Origin of the sequence: Alishewanella sp. d11 (assembly GCF_049390205.1) — a bacterium.
In the GTDB taxonomy this organism is placed as follows: domain Bacteria; phylum Pseudomonadota; class Gammaproteobacteria; order Enterobacterales; family Alteromonadaceae; genus Alishewanella.
Window position 1 is genome coordinate 3,608,893 of record NZ_CP186547.1, and the last position, 15,550, is coordinate 3,624,442.

The 15,550-nt window shown below is 44.1% G+C and carries 16 protein-coding genes; 9 read left to right on the plus strand and 7 right to left on the minus strand.

The features are described 5' to 3' along the window. Window positions 1-115: 115 nt before the first annotated feature. The 5 genes from ACO1PK_RS16150 to ACO1PK_RS16170 all read right to left on the minus strand — a co-directional run bounded on the left by ACO1PK_RS16150 (window position 116) and on the right by ACO1PK_RS16170 (window position 4,403). Entirely contained in the window at window positions 116-1,009 is an 894-nt protein-coding gene (locus tag ACO1PK_RS16150; RefSeq protein ID WP_423186613.1) for an aspartoacylase, read from the minus strand. Window positions 1,010-1,264: 255 nt separating this feature from the next. Beyond that, window positions 1,265-1,471, minus strand: a complete 207-nt coding sequence (locus ACO1PK_RS16155) for a bacterioferritin-associated ferredoxin (RefSeq protein WP_423186614.1) — start codon at window positions 1,469-1,471, stop codon at window positions 1,265-1,267. Window positions 1,472-1,555: 84 nt separating this feature from the next. Next, window positions 1,556-2,758 carry an ABC transporter permease gene (locus ACO1PK_RS16160; RefSeq protein ID WP_423186615.1) on the minus strand — a complete coding sequence of 401 codons (1,203 nt, stop codon included), beginning with the start codon at window positions 2,756-2,758 and terminating at the stop codon, window positions 1,556-1,558. After that, window positions 2,758-3,558, minus strand: a complete 801-nt coding sequence (locus ACO1PK_RS16165; protein ID WP_423186616.1) for an ATP-binding cassette domain-containing protein — start codon at window positions 3,556-3,558, stop codon at window positions 2,758-2,760. Before ACO1PK_RS16165 ends, ACO1PK_RS16160 begins: the two co-directional genes overlap by 1 nt. Window positions 3,559-3,572: 14 nt before the next feature. After that, window positions 3,573-4,403: a DUF3025 domain-containing protein gene (locus ACO1PK_RS16170; protein ID WP_423186617.1), complete on the minus strand. Its 831-nt coding sequence runs from the start codon at window positions 4,401-4,403 to the stop codon at window positions 3,573-3,575. A gap of 151 nt (window positions 4,404-4,554) precedes the next feature. Between ACO1PK_RS16170 and asnB the strand changes: the two genes are divergently transcribed. The 7 genes from asnB (at window position 4,555) to ACO1PK_RS16205 (ending at window position 11,775) form a co-directional block, all read left to right on the plus strand. Beyond that, window positions 4,555-6,219 (plus strand): asparagine synthase B, encoded by a 1,665-nt coding sequence (asnB, locus tag ACO1PK_RS16175; protein WP_423186618.1) that lies wholly within the window; start codon window positions 4,555-4,557, stop codon window positions 6,217-6,219. Between the two features lie 138 nt (window positions 6,220-6,357). After that, window positions 6,358-6,642, plus strand: a complete 285-nt coding sequence (locus ACO1PK_RS16180; RefSeq protein WP_423186619.1) for a J domain-containing protein — start codon at window positions 6,358-6,360, stop codon at window positions 6,640-6,642. A 7-nt stretch (window positions 6,643-6,649) separates the two neighbouring features. Continuing rightward, the gene (atcA, locus tag ACO1PK_RS16185) at window positions 6,650-7,204 is read left to right on the plus strand and encodes a cold adaptation protein AtcA (protein WP_423188244.1); all 555 of its coding nucleotides are present in this window, start codon (window positions 6,650-6,652) and stop codon (window positions 7,202-7,204) included. Window positions 7,205-7,206: 2 nt separating this feature from the next. Then, on the plus strand, window positions 7,207-7,971 hold the full coding sequence (gene atcB, locus ACO1PK_RS16190) for a cold adaptation protein AtcB (RefSeq protein WP_423186620.1): 765 nt from the start codon (window positions 7,207-7,209) through the stop codon (window positions 7,969-7,971). Between the two features lie 12 nt (window positions 7,972-7,983). Further along, window positions 7,984-8,880, plus strand: coding sequence for a cold adaptation protein AtcC (gene atcC, locus ACO1PK_RS16195; RefSeq protein ID WP_423186621.1), 897 nt, complete (start codon window positions 7,984-7,986; stop codon window positions 8,878-8,880). Between the two features lie 60 nt (window positions 8,881-8,940). Further along, window positions 8,941-9,798 carry a PA4780 family RIO1-like protein kinase gene (locus ACO1PK_RS16200; RefSeq protein WP_423186622.1) on the plus strand — a complete coding sequence of 286 codons (858 nt, stop codon included), beginning with the start codon at window positions 8,941-8,943 and terminating at the stop codon, window positions 9,796-9,798. Window positions 9,799-10,071: 273 nt separating this feature from the next. Then, on the plus strand, window positions 10,072-11,775 hold the full coding sequence (locus tag ACO1PK_RS16205; RefSeq protein ID WP_423186623.1) for a methyl-accepting chemotaxis protein: 1,704 nt from the start codon (window positions 10,072-10,074) through the stop codon (window positions 11,773-11,775). 38 nt (window positions 11,776-11,813) lie between these two features. Here ACO1PK_RS16205 and ACO1PK_RS16210 read toward each other — a convergent pair whose 3' ends face one another. Both ACO1PK_RS16210 and ACO1PK_RS16215 read right to left on the minus strand, forming a co-directional pair. Beyond that, window positions 11,814-12,983: a vWA domain-containing protein gene (locus ACO1PK_RS16210; protein WP_423186624.1), complete on the minus strand. Its 1,170-nt coding sequence runs from the start codon at window positions 12,981-12,983 to the stop codon at window positions 11,814-11,816. Between the two features lie 69 nt (window positions 12,984-13,052). Beyond that, window positions 13,053-13,892, minus strand: a complete 840-nt coding sequence (locus ACO1PK_RS16215) for an AAA family ATPase (protein ID WP_423186625.1) — start codon at window positions 13,890-13,892, stop codon at window positions 13,053-13,055. 113 nt (window positions 13,893-14,005) lie between these two features. Here ACO1PK_RS16215 and cysK point away from each other — a divergent pair, with 113 nt between their 5' ends. Continuing rightward, window positions 14,006-14,977 (plus strand): cysteine synthase A, encoded by a 972-nt coding sequence (gene cysK, locus ACO1PK_RS16220; RefSeq protein ID WP_423186626.1) that lies wholly within the window; start codon window positions 14,006-14,008, stop codon window positions 14,975-14,977. 102 nt (window positions 14,978-15,079) lie between these two features. Next, on the plus strand, window positions 15,080-15,526 hold the full coding sequence (locus ACO1PK_RS16225; protein WP_423186627.1) for a hypothetical protein: 447 nt from the start codon (window positions 15,080-15,082) through the stop codon (window positions 15,524-15,526). Window positions 15,527-15,550 lie beyond the last annotated feature (24 nt).

Consider the following 15,550-nt stretch of genomic DNA (forward strand, 5'->3'; position numbering starts at 1 on the left):
GACCACATGGCTGTTTGACTCTTTGGTGATTCCAAAGCGAAAACAGCCCAAGTGGCTTAAATCGTCTTAAACCTAACTCTGCAGAGGCTGAGCCAATAACGCAGTCAACCTGGGCTTAATCTTCAAGTGTAATCACCACCTTTTCATTTAACGACATGGCCAGATTATTATCATAATAGGCGGCTTCATTAATAAAGGTTGGATAAACCACCGTCTCGCCCTCATAACGAATTTCCGTGCCATCGAATAAGGTAAAGATCGGATCACCGGGGTAAATTGGCTGATAATCCCTATCTTGCACGTTTTTATGTACCATCCCTATCCGCTCGCCCTTTTCATTCATGGGTAGCTTAATGCTATGCAAATAGCGAAAGGCTTCTGTCTGTTTGGGTAGTGCTGGCAAGTTATGGGTATTGTAAAGCTCGACAAAATCCAGAATATGCTGCGTCATGCTATGCATTAGCTCTAGCACGTCTTGTCGTAGCACCGATTGTGGCTGTGGCCCCACTTCCACCAGCACGCCATAACGGCCTAAAGTACACATTAACGCATGATCTTCTGCGGCAAAATGATCTTCATCACGCGAGATAATGGCTTCTGGCATCTGCATTTTTACATAAGCAGCCAATTTATTATAAAAAGGTCCTGCCTGAGTCAAAATCAAGCATGCGCCCATATTACTGGTCGTGTTATGCAGATCAATCAGCAAATCAGTACGGGCATTGCCCTTAGGGCCAAGCTGGGCATTGAGCACCTTGGCGCGACTCTGCTCGTAATTGCTTAAGTTTGGATCCGCTAAATCCTCATTTTTAAACTGGCGGTTTAAATCACTATGCAGGTAACGCTTATTAGCATAATGCGCCTCTGGATTAGCCCATACCGCTTCGGTTGCAAAACTTTGGCGACTCACCTGCTCAGGAGCAGCCAAATACTGGCGCACCAAATAGATACCCGAAAACTCATTGCCGTGCACGCCACCAACAATAGCCACTTGCTTAATCTGATCCATAACTGCCCCTTGCAATGGTTATGCTTGTATTAGTTTTTATGCTTCATATTGTATAGGTATCGTAGCAACAGTAAGCATCTTAGGAATGAATGTTATTTAGCCTTAGTTGTGCAATCAAGCAACGCTAAATAAGTGCTTGCTTTGCTGCTGCAGAACTAAATAAAGATAGCGGATATTATGGCGGGTTTTATGTTGAATGAAAATGCAAAAATATTGCATATTTCACAAATCTAAGCTTTACGCAGCTTTCACTATCTAGGCTGCAGGTTTAGCTAACTGATCAATCAACTGATGCTGTTTTACCAGTTCGTTATGTAGAATTTGCGTGGCTTGGCACACACATTTACCACATTGACTGCCCACACCTAGCTGTGCCTTTAACTCACGCATAGAGTCAACGCCCTCCGCAATAGCTTGCTTAATCGCTTTGTCAGATATCGCTTTGCAAATACACACAAACATGGCACAGCCCCTTTTCAGAAAACTGCGCCATAATAATATTATTGCGAATCGTTATCAATAGCTTTTTGATAACCTATTCAAAAATTATCGAAATAGCACTTTTTCCTGTTGGAACCAATGCACACAAAAAGCAATCAACGCTGCAGCAAGGGCAACCGTTGCCCCAAAAATCAACGCGATCATACCGCCATCGGCCGTCCCTTTAATCAGCTCTTTAATCGCCAGTGCTACATTCATTACCGGAATTAATGCTGTCTTAGTGGTCAATTCTACGCCCGGCATCATGGCTGCCGCTAATGGCACAAACATTAAAATGGTCAGCGGGCTCATATAGTTTTGCGCTTCTTTAAAAGTTTTGGCGTAGATTGAAATCGCTAACAGTAAAGAAGCAAAAATCGCTGAGGTCGGCACAATCATTAAGAAAATAAGTAACAACTCGATCGTAGCAATGGCGCCCATCGCCTCTTGCACCACCCCAAAGCCAGCAAACGAACCTATGACCGCCCCCCAAATACCAAAACTGCCTACCGTAATTAATGCTCCAGCAAGCCCTGTCGTCAATACCGTTAAAAATTTACCTAAGACAATTGCCGAGCGACTTATCGGACAAATTAACAGCGTTTCTAGGGTACCGCGCTCTTTCTCACCCGCACCCATATCAATAGCCGGATAAGACGCACCAAGTAAACACAGTGGAATAAGAATGTAAGCTATCAAGGCGCCAAATTTTTCACCTAAATTCTCGCGTTTAGCGGCTGTATCCACTTTTTCGACAACAACAGGTTTTAAAATAGCGCTAAGTTTGACCGGATCAACACCTAAAGCGCTTAACGATTGGCGCTGTAACTGGCCAGTATAATTCTCTAGCAACTCATTAAAATAGCGCGACATAAAATCTAATTGGCTGGACTGATTATAAATAAGCTGCCACTGACTTTGCTCTACCGCAGCTTGTTTATCTTTAAAATCAGCTGGAATCACCACGGCCACGGCAAACTCTCCGGCTCGGATAGCGGCAATGAGTTCAGCTGGCTCGGTCAGTTCAGTCTCTACTTTCTTAAAGTTTTTATGGTAAAACAGTGCTTCTGCAAATTCAGGAGCCTGTTGGCCATTGACGATAACGTACTTATGTTGCTCCTGCATGGCTTTGCTGGTGGTTGAGGACAGCACTAAGCCCATAATGCCGAAAATCACTGGGAAGATAAAAATAGGCAGTAAAATCACAAAAATCAGCGTTTTACGATCGCGCATTAACTCAGTTAATTCTTTTAAATACACCTGCCACATTAGACGGCTCCTTGCTCTGTAGGTTGTTGCTGTAACACAGCCAAAAAGGCGTCTCGAAGATCGCCGTCAGCGGATAGCGCACTAAACTCAGCCAAACTGCCAGAAAAAGCGCTAATGCCCTTATCAATCACCACAACGCGATCGCAAAGGCTCGCCACCTCATCTAAATGATGCGTTGAAAAAATAACCGGCGTACCCGCTGCTTTTAAACCTTTAATAAAATCCAGTACCGTTTGCACCGTCATAATATCCAGCCCGGTGGTCGGTTCATCTAGGATCACCACTTTAGGCGAATGCACTACCGCTCTGGCAATAGCGGTTTTTTGCTTCATCCCCGTCGACATATTATCGGCGCGCCGATTAGCAAAATCATGCATATTTAACATGGTAAAGAGTTCATCAATTCGCTGTTTTAAGGCAGCCTCTTTCATGCCATGTAAACGACCGAAATAGGCAATGTTTTCATAAGCCGTTAGCTTGCCGTACAAACCGGTATCCGCGGATAAAAAACCGATTTGCTTGCGGGCTTTCACCGGTTCTTTTAATACATCAACGCCATTTATAAATACCGATCCATCAGCAGGTTTTAACGCCGTTGATAACATACGCAACGTTGTGGTTTTTCCGGCGCCATTGGGACCAAGTAACCCTAGTACTTCACCAGGACCACAATGAAAACTGACATTGCGCACGGACAAAAACTGTTTATTGCTATAACGCACATCCTGTTTTTCAGTATCAGATAACTTATTGCTTTTAGTTAGAGAAAAGGCTTTTTGTAAGTTTTTAATTTCTATCATCTGGCTATCCTGCATTAATTGCCCTGTTGTACCACGCTTTTTGGCCGAAAATACTCCGTGTTGGTATAAAACGTTTGCTCACAATTGGCGGCATACCAGTGCGGAATACCAAGTAGTGGCAAAGGTGTTAGCTGCTGATTATCAAGCAGGGAGCTAGTGTTAGCAATTTGTTGAGCCAATTTTTCATCTAAAAAAGTGTAAGTATCTGTTAAGGACCAGCGGCTAAAACCAGCAGGCACCGACATAAACCAACACTTTGCCGTTAAACCCATAAAGGGCACTGTGGCCATTTCATAAATCGCATGACCAAAAATCACCGGCCGCACCCCCTGCCACCAGTCACTGCGCTTTGTCACAAAACTCTGCTGCCATTGGTGTTGGCGCAATAATTCAGCGTGTGTGAGCTGCTCTGGCTCCAAGCAAACCAGCACCCCACATTCATCCAATAACGTCAGTTTATTCCGCAGCTTACTACGCTGCTGTTGACCATGCTCAGCCATTTCCGCCCAATGTAGCTGGTTTAGCAGGGCTTTAGTTTTGGGGAATAGACACCAAATTAAGGCACCAAAAAAGTCATGCCAGTTCTCGGCGCGAGTGGGGATTTGCCTAGTCGCATAGATAAAGTGTTCATAATAACGGCCATCGCTCTCTAACACGGCATTTTCAACAAATTGATAGTTTTTAGCTTGACGCCAACTATTGAGTAACGCTAGGTCAGGCCAGCAATGGCAGGCGCTTAACGCAAATAGCTGACTTACATCATTAAAGATAGCATTCTTGCAAAGCAGTTCAGCAGACCATTGTGCTGGAGCGATAAAGCGTGACTTTGATGCATTTTTAACCATTAGTGTTATTTCTATCCTTTAAAACCAATTTTTTGTTTATTTTTTACCAAAAAGCGCTTGCATTTTATTACTGGCATGGCACAGTCAAGCAGTGCGTTTAGACGTACATACTGCCAAACATTATACTTAATTACTAAATTCAGAGGTTATCATGTGTTCGATATTTGGGGTGCTTGACATCAAACAAGATGTTAAAGCATTGCGCCAGCAGGCGCTGCAGTTATCTAAATTATTACGTCATCGCGGTCCAGACTGGTCTGGCATTTGGAATGACGACAATGCCATTTTGGTGCACGAGCGCCTCGCCATTGTAGATACTGAAAATGGTGCCCAACCGCTGATAAATGATAATCGAAATCACATTCTGGCAGTGAATGGTGAGATCTACAATCATAAGCAACTCGAAAAAAATCTGGCAACCCCTTACCCGTTTAAAACGAAGTCAGATTGCGAGGTAATTTTACCGCTTTATCTGGAGCATGGTGCAGAATTTATTGACCAGTTGCACGGCATGTTCGCCTTTATTTTGTATGATGCCGAACAACAACGCTATCTGATTGCTCGCGATCATATGGGGATCATCCCGCTATATTACGGCTATGACGAACATGGCCAGTTATTTGTTGCATCTGAACTAAAAGCCTTAGTTCCTGTTTGTAAACAAATCAAAGAATTCCCACCAGGCCATTACTTCGACAGTAAAATTGGCGAGCTGCGAAAATATTATCAGCGCGATTGGCAACGTTTTGATGCCGTTAAAGATAACCCAGCGAGTGAGGCAGAGTTAAAAGCGGCGCTTGAACACAGTGTTAAAACGCACTTGATGTCCGATGTGCCTTATGGCGTATTATTATCCGGTGGTTTAGATTCATCACTGATCTCTGCGATTGCTCAGCAATTTGCCAAACGCCGTGTTGAAGATGATGATCAAAGCGAAGCTTGGTGGCCACGCTTGCACTCTTTCGCCGTCGGTTTACCCGGCTCACCTGATTTAATTGCCGCACAAAAGGTGGCTGATGCCATTGGCACTGTACACCATACGGTGCACTTTAGTGTGCAAGAAGCCTTAGATGCGCTACGTGACGTGGTCTATCACTTAGAAACCTATGATGTCACGACTATTCGTGCCTCAACACCAATGTACTTAATGGCCCGCAAAATTAAAGCCATGGGCATTAAGATGGTGCTCTCAGGCGAAGGCTCTGATGAGATTTTTGGTGGCTATTTATATTTCCATAAAGCCCCTAACGCCAAAGAGTTTCATGAAGAAACTTTACGTAAGCTAGATCGCTTACATATGTTTGACTGTAACCGTGCCAACAAAGCCATGTCAGCTTGGGGTATCGAAGCTCGCGTGCCCTTCCTAGATAAAGAGTTTATGGATGTGGCGATGCGCTTAAACCCACAAGCGAAAATGTGTGGCAATGGCAAAATGGAAAAGCATATTTTGCGTCACGCCTTTGATGGTTTATTGCCAAATGAAATTTTATGGCGGCAAAAAGAACAATTCTCCGACGGCGTCGGCTACAACTGGATTGACAGCTTAAAAGCCCATGCTGCGAAAGAGATTACCGATCAGCAAATGGCCACGGCCAGCTTCCGCTTCCCGGTGAATACGCCAGATAGCAAAGAAGCTTATTATTATCGGGTGATTTTTGAAGAGCACTTCCCGCATGCTGGTGCTATTGCTTGTGTGCCTGGCGGTAAATCAGTAGCTTGCTCTACGCCAGAGGCGCTGGCGTGGGATGCCAAGATGGCTGAGATGACCGATCCATCAGGTCGTGCCGTGCGCGATGTACATAGCCAAGGCTACTAAAAGTCAGTTACCTCAATGAACAATGCCAGCTGCGTAGCTGGCATTTTTGTTTTACGTTGACCTGCTCTAAAAGCAACAAATCTGCTATTATCTGCCACTGTTAAGTTTGATTCTACCCCGTGTCTAAAGGATAAGTGCATGATAAATCACTTTAGGGTACTTGGCGTTAAGTCCAATGCCAGTGATGACGAAATAAAAAAAGCCTATCGACGCTTAGCCAATAAATATCACCCTGATAAGCTGCATGGTTTATCTGAAGATGAACATGCCCAAGCTGCGGCTCAACTGCAACGGGTTAAAACCGCCTATGAGGTGTTAGCCGATCCCAAGCAGCGCAGTGCTTTTTTAAAAGACTTTAATAACGTCATTGTTACCGATCCTACTGCCGCCATGCGCGAGCTGTGGGACGAATTTTATGCGTGAGGCCAACATGGCAAGCAAACTGAATTTAGCTCGAATCCGTGCATTACATAGTGATGCTCGGGATAATATCGATTCGTATAGCGATCCGGAAAACCCTAAAGCACTGGAACAATTTACCAGTAAAATGAAAGCTGTACTGCTTAGTGATCCTGAAATGCTGGAATCGGTGCCCGAATACTTACCTATGGCACTCTTTGGCAGGGTAAAATTTCCGCCAGGTACAGCTGCCAAGTGGAATCAGTGGTTAAGCAGCGCCAAACAACCTTCTTGGGATGAATTCAAAGTTGCTGTCGCTTTCAATAATGCAGACTTACCTTTGGTAAAGGCAGTTCGGGATTATTCTGAAAATACTTTAATTGAAGCTTGTGCTGCGCTGTATCTACTGACACAAGACAAAGCCATACCCGCTAAAAAAGCAGCAGATGATCTAGATGATGAAAGCGACGAAGCGGATTATGACGCAGAGGCTTATCAAGGTGACGATTACGACGATGATCATGATGAAGATGAAGAAGGCTACGACGATCAATACGATGAAATTCGCTTTAACCGGGAGACCTAATAGTGAGTACTGATTTAATTGCGATTGCCGCCGCCGAGATTAAAGAACTGGCTTTAGTTGAACCTAAACAAGCAAGTAAGCGTTTTGAAATCATTGCCAATACGATGAGCGATGAGCAATTAGGCGAAGTGATTGAACAAATTGATATTGTCACCCTGACACAAATGAACAGTCAGCACGATTTGTCATTCCCTTCAATTATTTCTGAATTAATGACACCAGAGAAGATTCGCGACATTGTCTGCCAGCAGCCATTGTACTGGGAAGAAAAAATCAAAAATAATGCGGAAGAATTAAAGCAGCACACCTTTGATTTTTTAACTTACCTTATTCGCACTCAGGAAAGTGAAGAAAAACAGGCCGAAATACTGGAGTGTATTGCTGAAGATCCGGCTGGTTTGTTTTATTTGTCGATTCCCTTTATCGAAATTTTCCGTGGCGAAATCCTAGAGTACGAGAACTACTGGGAAGATAAATTGTACGAAGATGAAGAACACTTAGAGGAAGCTGAAAGTTATACTGAAAGGCAATTAGCAGAAGATGCTAACAATATCGGCTATGACGATCCGAAAAGTCTACTTGCTTTGATTCGCCAGCTAACGCCGGAAGTGGAAGGGGCGATTAAGGCCTTAATTCGCAACGAACGCTCAGGCTGGGAAGGCATTATCAGTAAATTTGCCACTGAACTTGTGATGCAAGCGAAAGAGAAAAACCATGTGGAAGACGAGTTCGCTGAAGTTGACGATATGTTCAGTTTTCTGGATTAAGGGATAAACCAGATGCAGTTAATTGTTCGGGATAACCAGCAAGGTCCTTTTTTAAGTAAGGTGATTTATCAAGCAACAGCAGATGGCACCTTAACTGCAACGCAATTAGCACAGATTAAATGCAAAGCCGTGTTAATGAGCCTCAAGTTTGCTGATAAATTTTATAATAAATACAAAATGCATTTATTAGAACAGGCAGCCCACGATGTAATTGGCATTGTCAGTCTTGGACTCATAGCACTTAGCGAACAGGATCAACAAAAAGCATTACAACTACTAATGGCGCCAGAAGGTTTGATAAAACCCTTCCAGAAAGGTTGGAGTATGCTGGCTACGGTAAGCCGCAAGAGTAATGGCAAAGCCTCACTCTATGGCGAAGTCGATGAACAATTACTTAGCCAAATCTCTAGCCCACCAGAAACAGAAGAATGGCTTGGTTGGCAAGCCTATCAACAGGCGTTAACCGAACATCATCGTTTACATGCCATGAAATTATTGCGGCAGCAGTTTTATCAACGTCAGGTATTTGATGAATTTGAGCACTTCAGTTTAGAAGAGGTGTTAGCTGAAATTGTCCTTTATCGTGCGCTTACCGGCGGCGATAAAGTCAAAGAAGATTTAAGAAAACGTCTTCGGCAGATTACGCTTGCTGAACACTGGTTTAGTGAAACGTATTTAGTTATGCAAACTGAAGCAATTCTTTGTGAGTTACCCAGCGACAATGCACAAGCTATTCGCCAAGATCTTGGTCAGCACTTTGTCCCCGCATTACTTCGAACCTTACATTTTTGCCGCGACTATCAATTGTTACAAAAGGCCGATGCGTCGCCTGAAAAATTAGATGCTTTTGAACATAAACACGGTTTGCAAAGCCCGCTACTTGGCTGGCCGCACTACCTCGAACTTTAAACACGGGTCAGACCGCACTCCGGTACCGGTCAGACCAGTTAAGTCATATATAGGTGTGGAATGAAAACACCCAAAAGGCTGCAACCTTTAATTGATGAAGGGTTAGTAGATGAGGTACTGAGACCACTAATGAGTGGTAAAGAAGCGGCTGTTTACGTGGTACGCTGTGGTGATGCCATTCGCTGCGCAAAAGTGTATAAAGAAGCCAGTCAGCGTAGTTTCAAAAAAGCCGTACAGTACCAAGAAGGACGTAAAGTCCGCAGCAGCCGTCGTGCCAGAGCCATGGAAAAAGGCTCACGTTTTGGTCGAGAGCAAGCGGAAGAAAGTTGGCAAAATGCCGAAGTCGATGCGTTGTACAAGCTCTCTGACGCCGGCGTCAGGGTGCCTACGCCTTATGGTTGTTATGATGGCGTCTTAATTATGGAGCTGATTACCGATGAGGAAGGCGACGTTGCGCCCCGCTTAAATGATATCCAACTGCCCCCCGAGCAAGCCAGACGCGATCATAAAGTCATGATGCAACATGTGCTTCGCATGTTGGCTGTTGGCCTAGTGCACGGTGATTTATCGGAATTTAATGTACTGCAAGATGAGCATGGGCCAGTAATCATTGATCTACCACAAGCCATTGATGCTGCAGCAAATAATAATGCACAGTGGATGTTAACGCGCGATATCGACAATATCACCCAGTACTACGCGCAGTTTGCACCTGATCTTGCCGACAGTAAATACGCAAAAGAAATCTGGTCATTATTCGAAGCCGGTAACCTCAATCCTGAAACCCAACTTACCGGGATTTTTAACGAAAAAGCCCATACGGTTGATGTCAATGCGGTGTTAGATGAAATTAATGCCGCCTTTACTGAAATGCAAGAACGCAAGACGCGAACGCAAGAGGAGGATAATCCCTTTTGAATCTCTTCTTGATAGCCTGCATAGCATAAACCTGCAAACGCCCCTCTCACGCGTAAATAAAACCAACGGCACTCACCAGAGTGCCGTTTTGGTTTTTAAACCGCGGTGACCTTAAGCTCAGAGCTTTCACTAATACCAATACTTGTTAAAGCCCAACGAGTATTTTTTATTTACTAGTAAGCCAAATACGAAATATCTTTGTAAATAATAAATAATTTTACATTTTTAACGCTATGCTTATTTAAATAATGGAAGATAAAAGAGGTTCTCATTATGCTGTTTTGGAAAACCGTTGCGGGGCGTTTATTAATCCTACCATTGCTAGCTTTGGTGGGTTTTTTACTAATTGCCTCCTTTGCTTTAACTGCACTACAACAAAAGCTAATTGAAGGTCGGGAACAACGAGTTGTCGCTGTTATCGATGTTGGCGTATCTTTAGTCAATTTTTATAAGCAACAAGAAAAAAATGGCGTTTTAAACCGCGAGCAAGCTCAAGCAGCTGCCTTAGATGCGATAAGAGCCATTCGTTACGATAAAGTTGAATATATTTGGATTAATGATCTGGGTCGCCCTATCCCCAAAATGGTAATGCATCCAACAGTCCCGACTCTAGATGGTACAATTTTAGATAGACCCAACTTCAACTATGCTACGCTGATGCGTAGCGCAGATGGCAAACAACAACTTAGCTTAGATAATAAAAATCTATTCGTCAGCTTTGTAGATACGGTGAATCGATTTGGCAGTGGCTTTGTCGAGTATCAATGGCCAAAACCGCTGGCTACGGGCGGCGTTACTGAAGAGCGCTACACTAAGCTATCTTATGTTACCGCAGATCAAGACTGGGGCTGGGTGCTGGGTTCTGGAATTTATATTGACGACGTGCAACTTGTCTTTTGGGAAACCGCGAGTCAACTGGCTTTAGTGATCTTAATCGTTTTATGTTTAACGGTATTTATTTCACTCTACATACGTCGCTGGCTGTTAAGAGAGCTAGGTGGGGAAGTTGCAGAAACCCGCAGCTTAGTGCAGCAAATTGCCGCGGGTGATTTTAGCGCTTCAATAAAATTAAATGCAGGGGATGAAACCAGTTTGCTCGCTGCAGTTGCAGTGCTGGTAAAACGGTTACGTGATTTGATTAGCCAACAACGCGCCCTAGTGACAGGTTTAAATCAACAGTCAGAAACCTTAGATTGCTCCAGCCAGCAAAGTCAATCGCTGTTACAGCAAGTTATGTCTCAGACAGCGCAAGTGGCCACAGCAGTGCATGAAATGAGCACAACTTGCGATGATATGGCTCGTAATGCCACCAGTGCCGCGCACTCTGCCAGAGAAGCGGATAAAGAAACCGGTGCAGGCTCAGCGGCAGTTGAACAGACCTTATCTGCTATCAAGCTGTTACAACAAAAAGTAGAGCAAGTCGCAGCAGTATTGTCCGATCTCTCGAACAGTAGCCAACAAATCGGCGCTGTTACAGAAGTGATTGGCAGTATCGCCGAACAAACAAACTTACTGGCTCTCAATGCCGCTATTGAAGCAGCTCGAGCTGGTGAGCAAGGTCGAGGCTTTGCGGTTGTAGCAGATGAGGTGCGAACACTTGCCAGCCGTTCGGCGCGTTCCACTCAAGATATTAACAACAAAATATCCGAAATCCAGCAAGATGCGGCTCGTGCAGTAAGTTCGATGCAGCTAAGCCAGCAAGAAACAGGCGCAACTATAGCGCGATCCTCAGAGGCTACAGCAGCTTTAGCTCGTATCAATAAAGCCGTTACGGAAATCACGGATGTTAATGACCAACTCGCCAGTGCTACTGAAGAACTCGCTACCGTTGCAGGTGGCATCAACCAAAACATGGAACAAATTGCTCAAGCGGTCGATCAATCACACCAAGAGGCAAGTAATCTCGCCCTTGCCAGTAGCGAGTTACGTCAAATGGCGCAGCAACTAAATCAACTACTTTCAGGGTATAAACTATAAGCAGCAAAAAATGAAAGGGGCGTCAGCCCCTCTCTTTGTTAACTGAGACTGCTAATCGCCTCAGTTAATCCGGCTAAGGTCAAAGCAAACATACGTTGTTGCATCAATTCTTGAATAATACTAATTGAATGATAGTGTGGCCACCATGCTTGCGGTTGTGGGTTTAACCAGACTGCTTTGGGATAATGGTCCAGTAATCGTTGCATCCAGACTCGTCCCGGCTCTTGATTCCAATGCTCAACACTGCCGCCAGGGTAATCAATTTCATAAGGCCCCATCGTCGCATCGCCCACAAAAATTAACTTATAATCTGCACCATAGGTATGAAGAATATCTAAGACTGCGGTTTGCTCTGTGAATCGACGCTGATTATTTCGCCACACCCCTTCATAGACACAATTGTGAAAATAGAAAAACTCGAGATGCTTAAACTCGGTCTTTACTGCAGCAAACAGTTGTTGGCACAATAGGATATGATCGTCCATCGACCCACCAACATCAAAGAAAATCAGCACTTTAATGGCATTATGCCGCTCTGGCACAAACCGCAGATCCAAATAACCGCCCTGCTCTGACGTCGCCTGAATGGTGCCATTCAGATCAAGTTCCGTAGCGGCGCCGGTTCGGGCAAAACGTCTTAGTTGCCGTAAAGCGAGCTTCATACTTCGGTTATTCAGTTCGCTGTTCACATCTAAATCTTTAAAATCGCGTTTATCCCACACTTTCACGGCTCGGCGGGCACCACTGCCCTGCTGCCCAATCCTGACACCTTCTGGATTATAACCATAAGCGCCAAAAGGTGAGGTCCCGCCCGTACCAATCCATTTGTTACCACCGGCATGGCGCTTTTGTTGTTCAGCCAAGCGCTCACGAAGTTGTTTTAATAATTCATCTAAACTTCCTAATCCCTTTAACGCAGCTTTATCCTCGGCAGTAAGTTGCCTAAGCATATTCGGGAGCAGCCATTCATCAGGGATCTGACTGGCCAAATCAACCTCCGCAACACCTTCAAAATAGTCAGCAAAAGCACGATCAAACTTATCGTATTGGCTTTCATCTTTTACTAATACCAAACGTGATAATTGATAAAACGCCTCGGTATCGGCAAATACAATCTGTTGTTTTAAAGCATCAAGTAAATCTAACAATTCGGTAATGCTGGTTTTTAACCCGTATTTGCGTAAGGTAAAAAAGAATTCAATTAACATTGTATACCCTTAAGCTCGGTGGCAGCGGTAGCAAAAAACTAAGTCAAACGCAGTAAAAATTGCCTGCACTTATTTTCTCTTCGCTAAAAAAGCCAGTTTTTCCACCAATTGAGTATCTTGCTCATTCTTTAATAAGGCACCAAACATCGGCATTAAGCCACCTTGCTGTTGTTTTTGTTGCAGCACTTCCGCCGGAATTTGCTCTGCAAGTAACAGTTTTAACCAATCAAGTAACTCTGAGGTGGAAGGTTTTTTCTTTAATCCTGGTAGCGCGCGTAACTCAAAAAAGATTTCTAAAGCGGTGCTCAGCAGTTGCTGTCGGATTTGCGGAAAATGCACAGCTACAATTTGCTCAAGGATAGCGGCATCTGGAAAGCGGATATAATGAAAGAAACAACGCCGTAAAAAAGCATCCGGCAACTCTTTTTCATTATTCGAGGTAATAATCACTATTGGCCGTTGCGCGGCGCTGACTTGCTGCCCCGTTTCATGCACATAAAAGCTCATGCGATCCAGTTCGTGCAATAAATCATTGGGAAACTCAATATCAGCTTTATCAATTTCGTCAATGAGCAACACAGGGCGCTTTGCCGCAGTAAAGGCTTGCCATAATTTGCCGGGTTTAATGTAATTAGCGATATCCTGAACCCGCTCACTACCCAATTGGCTGTCACGGAGCCTTGATACGGCATCATACTCGTACAATCCATGCTGCGCCTTGGTGGTTGATTTGATATGCCACTGCAATAGTTCCGTATCAAGACTCTGCGCCAGTTCTTCCGCCAAACGTGTTTTACCTGTGCCCGGCTCACCTTTTATGAGTAAGGGCTTTTGCAAGGTCATAGCAGCATTAACCGCTAAAGCCAATTCGTTAGAAACAATATATTTTTCAGTACTGGCAAATCCCATATCTACTCCTTTGGATAAATCAAAACAGCTATAAGTTATAGCCAAATGCTACTTCATTTTTTTAGCTAGGTGCGTATGCTTATAACCAATATTATCTAATTCTGGAGTTTTTTATGGCGAATGTCTATGCAGATAACACCTTATCAATCGGTCGTACCCCATTAGTTAAATTAAACCGCGTGGTTAACGGCGCAAATGTTTACGCGAAAATCGAAGCTCGTAACCCAAGCTTTAGCGTGAAATGCCGGTTAGGTGCAGCATTAATCTGGGACGCAGAAAAGCGTGGTATTTTAACAGCAGACAAAGAATTAGTAGAGCCGACGTCTGGCAATACCGGTATTGCTTTGGCCTTCGTTGCCGCCAGCCGAGGCTATAAATTAACTTTGACCATGCCTGCTACCATGAGCTTAGAGCGTCGTAAGCTGTTAAAAGCGCTTGGTGCGAATTTAGTGCTGACCGAAGGCCCCAAGGGCATGAAGGGTGCAATTGAAAAAGCGAAAGAAATCCAAGCCTCCAATCCAGAAAAATACCTGATTTTAGGTCAATTTGATAACCCAGCGAACCCGCAGATCCACTTTGAAACCACTGGCCCAGAAATTTGGAATGATTTAGACGGTCAAGTCGATGTGTTTGTCGCTGGTGTTGGCACAGGTGGCACTATTACGGGCGTCAGCCGCTTTTTCAAGCAAGAAAAACAGCATCCATTAATCAGTGTGGCGGTTGAACCATCCGAGTCGCCAGTGATAAGTCAGGTCAAAGCCGGACAGGAAATTAAGCCTGGCCCACATAAAATACAGGGTATTGGTGCCGGTTTTATCCCAGCCGTATTAGATGTTGCCTTAATTGACCGAGTAGAACAGGTTAGCAGTGAAGAGGCTATCGCCATGGCACATCGATTAATGAAAGAAGAAGGTATTCTAGCGGGGATCTCTTCTGGTGCTGCCGTTGTCGCTGCCGCGCGCTTAGCTGAACTCCCTGAGTTTGCTGGTAAAAATATCGTTGTGATCTTAGCCAGTGCTGCGGAACGCTACTTAACAAGCCCACTATTTACCAGTGTGTTTACTGAGCAAGAATTAGAAGCATAAACCATTAATCCTATAAAGGCTGCTTTATGCAGCCTTTTTCTTTACAGATTCTAGAAAAGCGCACACAATTTAAAGTAATTGTGCAATTAAAAGATTAACCTTATGTCGCTTTTCAAATTACTCTTAATTGTTATTACTCTCGCTTTAACAGCATGCAAACCAAGTAATACAGTGAATGCCCAATTAGGCTCTCCCGAGCACATCGCCGGCGAATTTTTCCAAGCTATTTATAATGAAAAAGATCTCGAAAAAGCACAAAGCATGAGCACGAAAGAGTTTGCGAATTTAATTGGCTCTTATGGTACAGCGCGCCAAGTAGGAAGAACCTTATTTAATATGAGTTTTGACAAGGTTTTAATAAACGTCAATCGGAGTGGTCGTAATTTGCGCGAACAATATGACGATCAGGCGAGTATTCAACTTATCTTTGACGGTGAATTTGATAACAGGAGAATTCAAGAAACCCGTACCGTCGTGTTGGTGCGACAGAGAGGGAATTGGCTAGTCAATGAGGTGCTAGCAGACAAGTTTAGCACCAGCATTCGTTAAATGCGGGTGCTATTTCCAAAATTG

Coding starts and splice junctions, on each gene's coding strand:
- ACO1PK_RS16150 (WP_423186613.1), bottom strand. CDS start 1,009: ATGGATCAGATTAAGCAAGTGGCTATTGTTGGTGGCGTGCACGGCAAT.
- ACO1PK_RS16155 (WP_423186614.1), bottom strand. CDS start 1,471: ATGTTTGTGTGTATTTGCAAAGCGATATCTGACAAAGCGATTAAGCAA.
- ACO1PK_RS16160 (WP_423186615.1), bottom strand. CDS start 2,758: ATGTGGCAGGTGTATTTAAAAGAATTAACTGAGTTAATGCGCGATCGT.
- ACO1PK_RS16165 (WP_423186616.1), bottom strand. CDS start 3,558: ATGATAGAAATTAAAAACTTACAAAAAGCCTTTTCTCTAACTAAAAGC.
- ACO1PK_RS16170 (WP_423186617.1), bottom strand. CDS start 4,403: ATGGTTAAAAATGCATCAAAGTCACGCTTTATCGCTCCAGCACAATGG.
- asnB (WP_423186618.1), top strand. CDS start 4,555: ATGTGTTCGATATTTGGGGTGCTTGACATCAAACAAGATGTTAAAGCA.
- ACO1PK_RS16180 (WP_423186619.1), top strand. CDS start 6,358: ATGATAAATCACTTTAGGGTACTTGGCGTTAAGTCCAATGCCAGTGAT.
- atcA (WP_423188244.1), top strand. CDS start 6,650: ATGGCAAGCAAACTGAATTTAGCTCGAATCCGTGCATTACATAGTGAT.
- atcC (WP_423186621.1), top strand. CDS start 7,984: ATGCAGTTAATTGTTCGGGATAACCAGCAAGGTCCTTTTTTAAGTAAG.
- ACO1PK_RS16200 (WP_423186622.1), top strand. CDS start 8,941: ATGAAAACACCCAAAAGGCTGCAACCTTTAATTGATGAAGGGTTAGTA.
- ACO1PK_RS16205 (WP_423186623.1), top strand. CDS start 10,072: ATGCTGTTTTGGAAAACCGTTGCGGGGCGTTTATTAATCCTACCATTG.
- ACO1PK_RS16210 (WP_423186624.1), bottom strand. CDS start 12,983: ATGTTAATTGAATTCTTTTTTACCTTACGCAAATACGGGTTAAAAACC.
- ACO1PK_RS16215 (WP_423186625.1), bottom strand. CDS start 13,892: ATGGGATTTGCCAGTACTGAAAAATATATTGTTTCTAACGAATTGGCT.
- cysK (WP_423186626.1), top strand. CDS start 14,006: ATGGCGAATGTCTATGCAGATAACACCTTATCAATCGGTCGTACCCCA.
- ACO1PK_RS16225 (WP_423186627.1), top strand. CDS start 15,080: ATGTCGCTTTTCAAATTACTCTTAATTGTTATTACTCTCGCTTTAACA.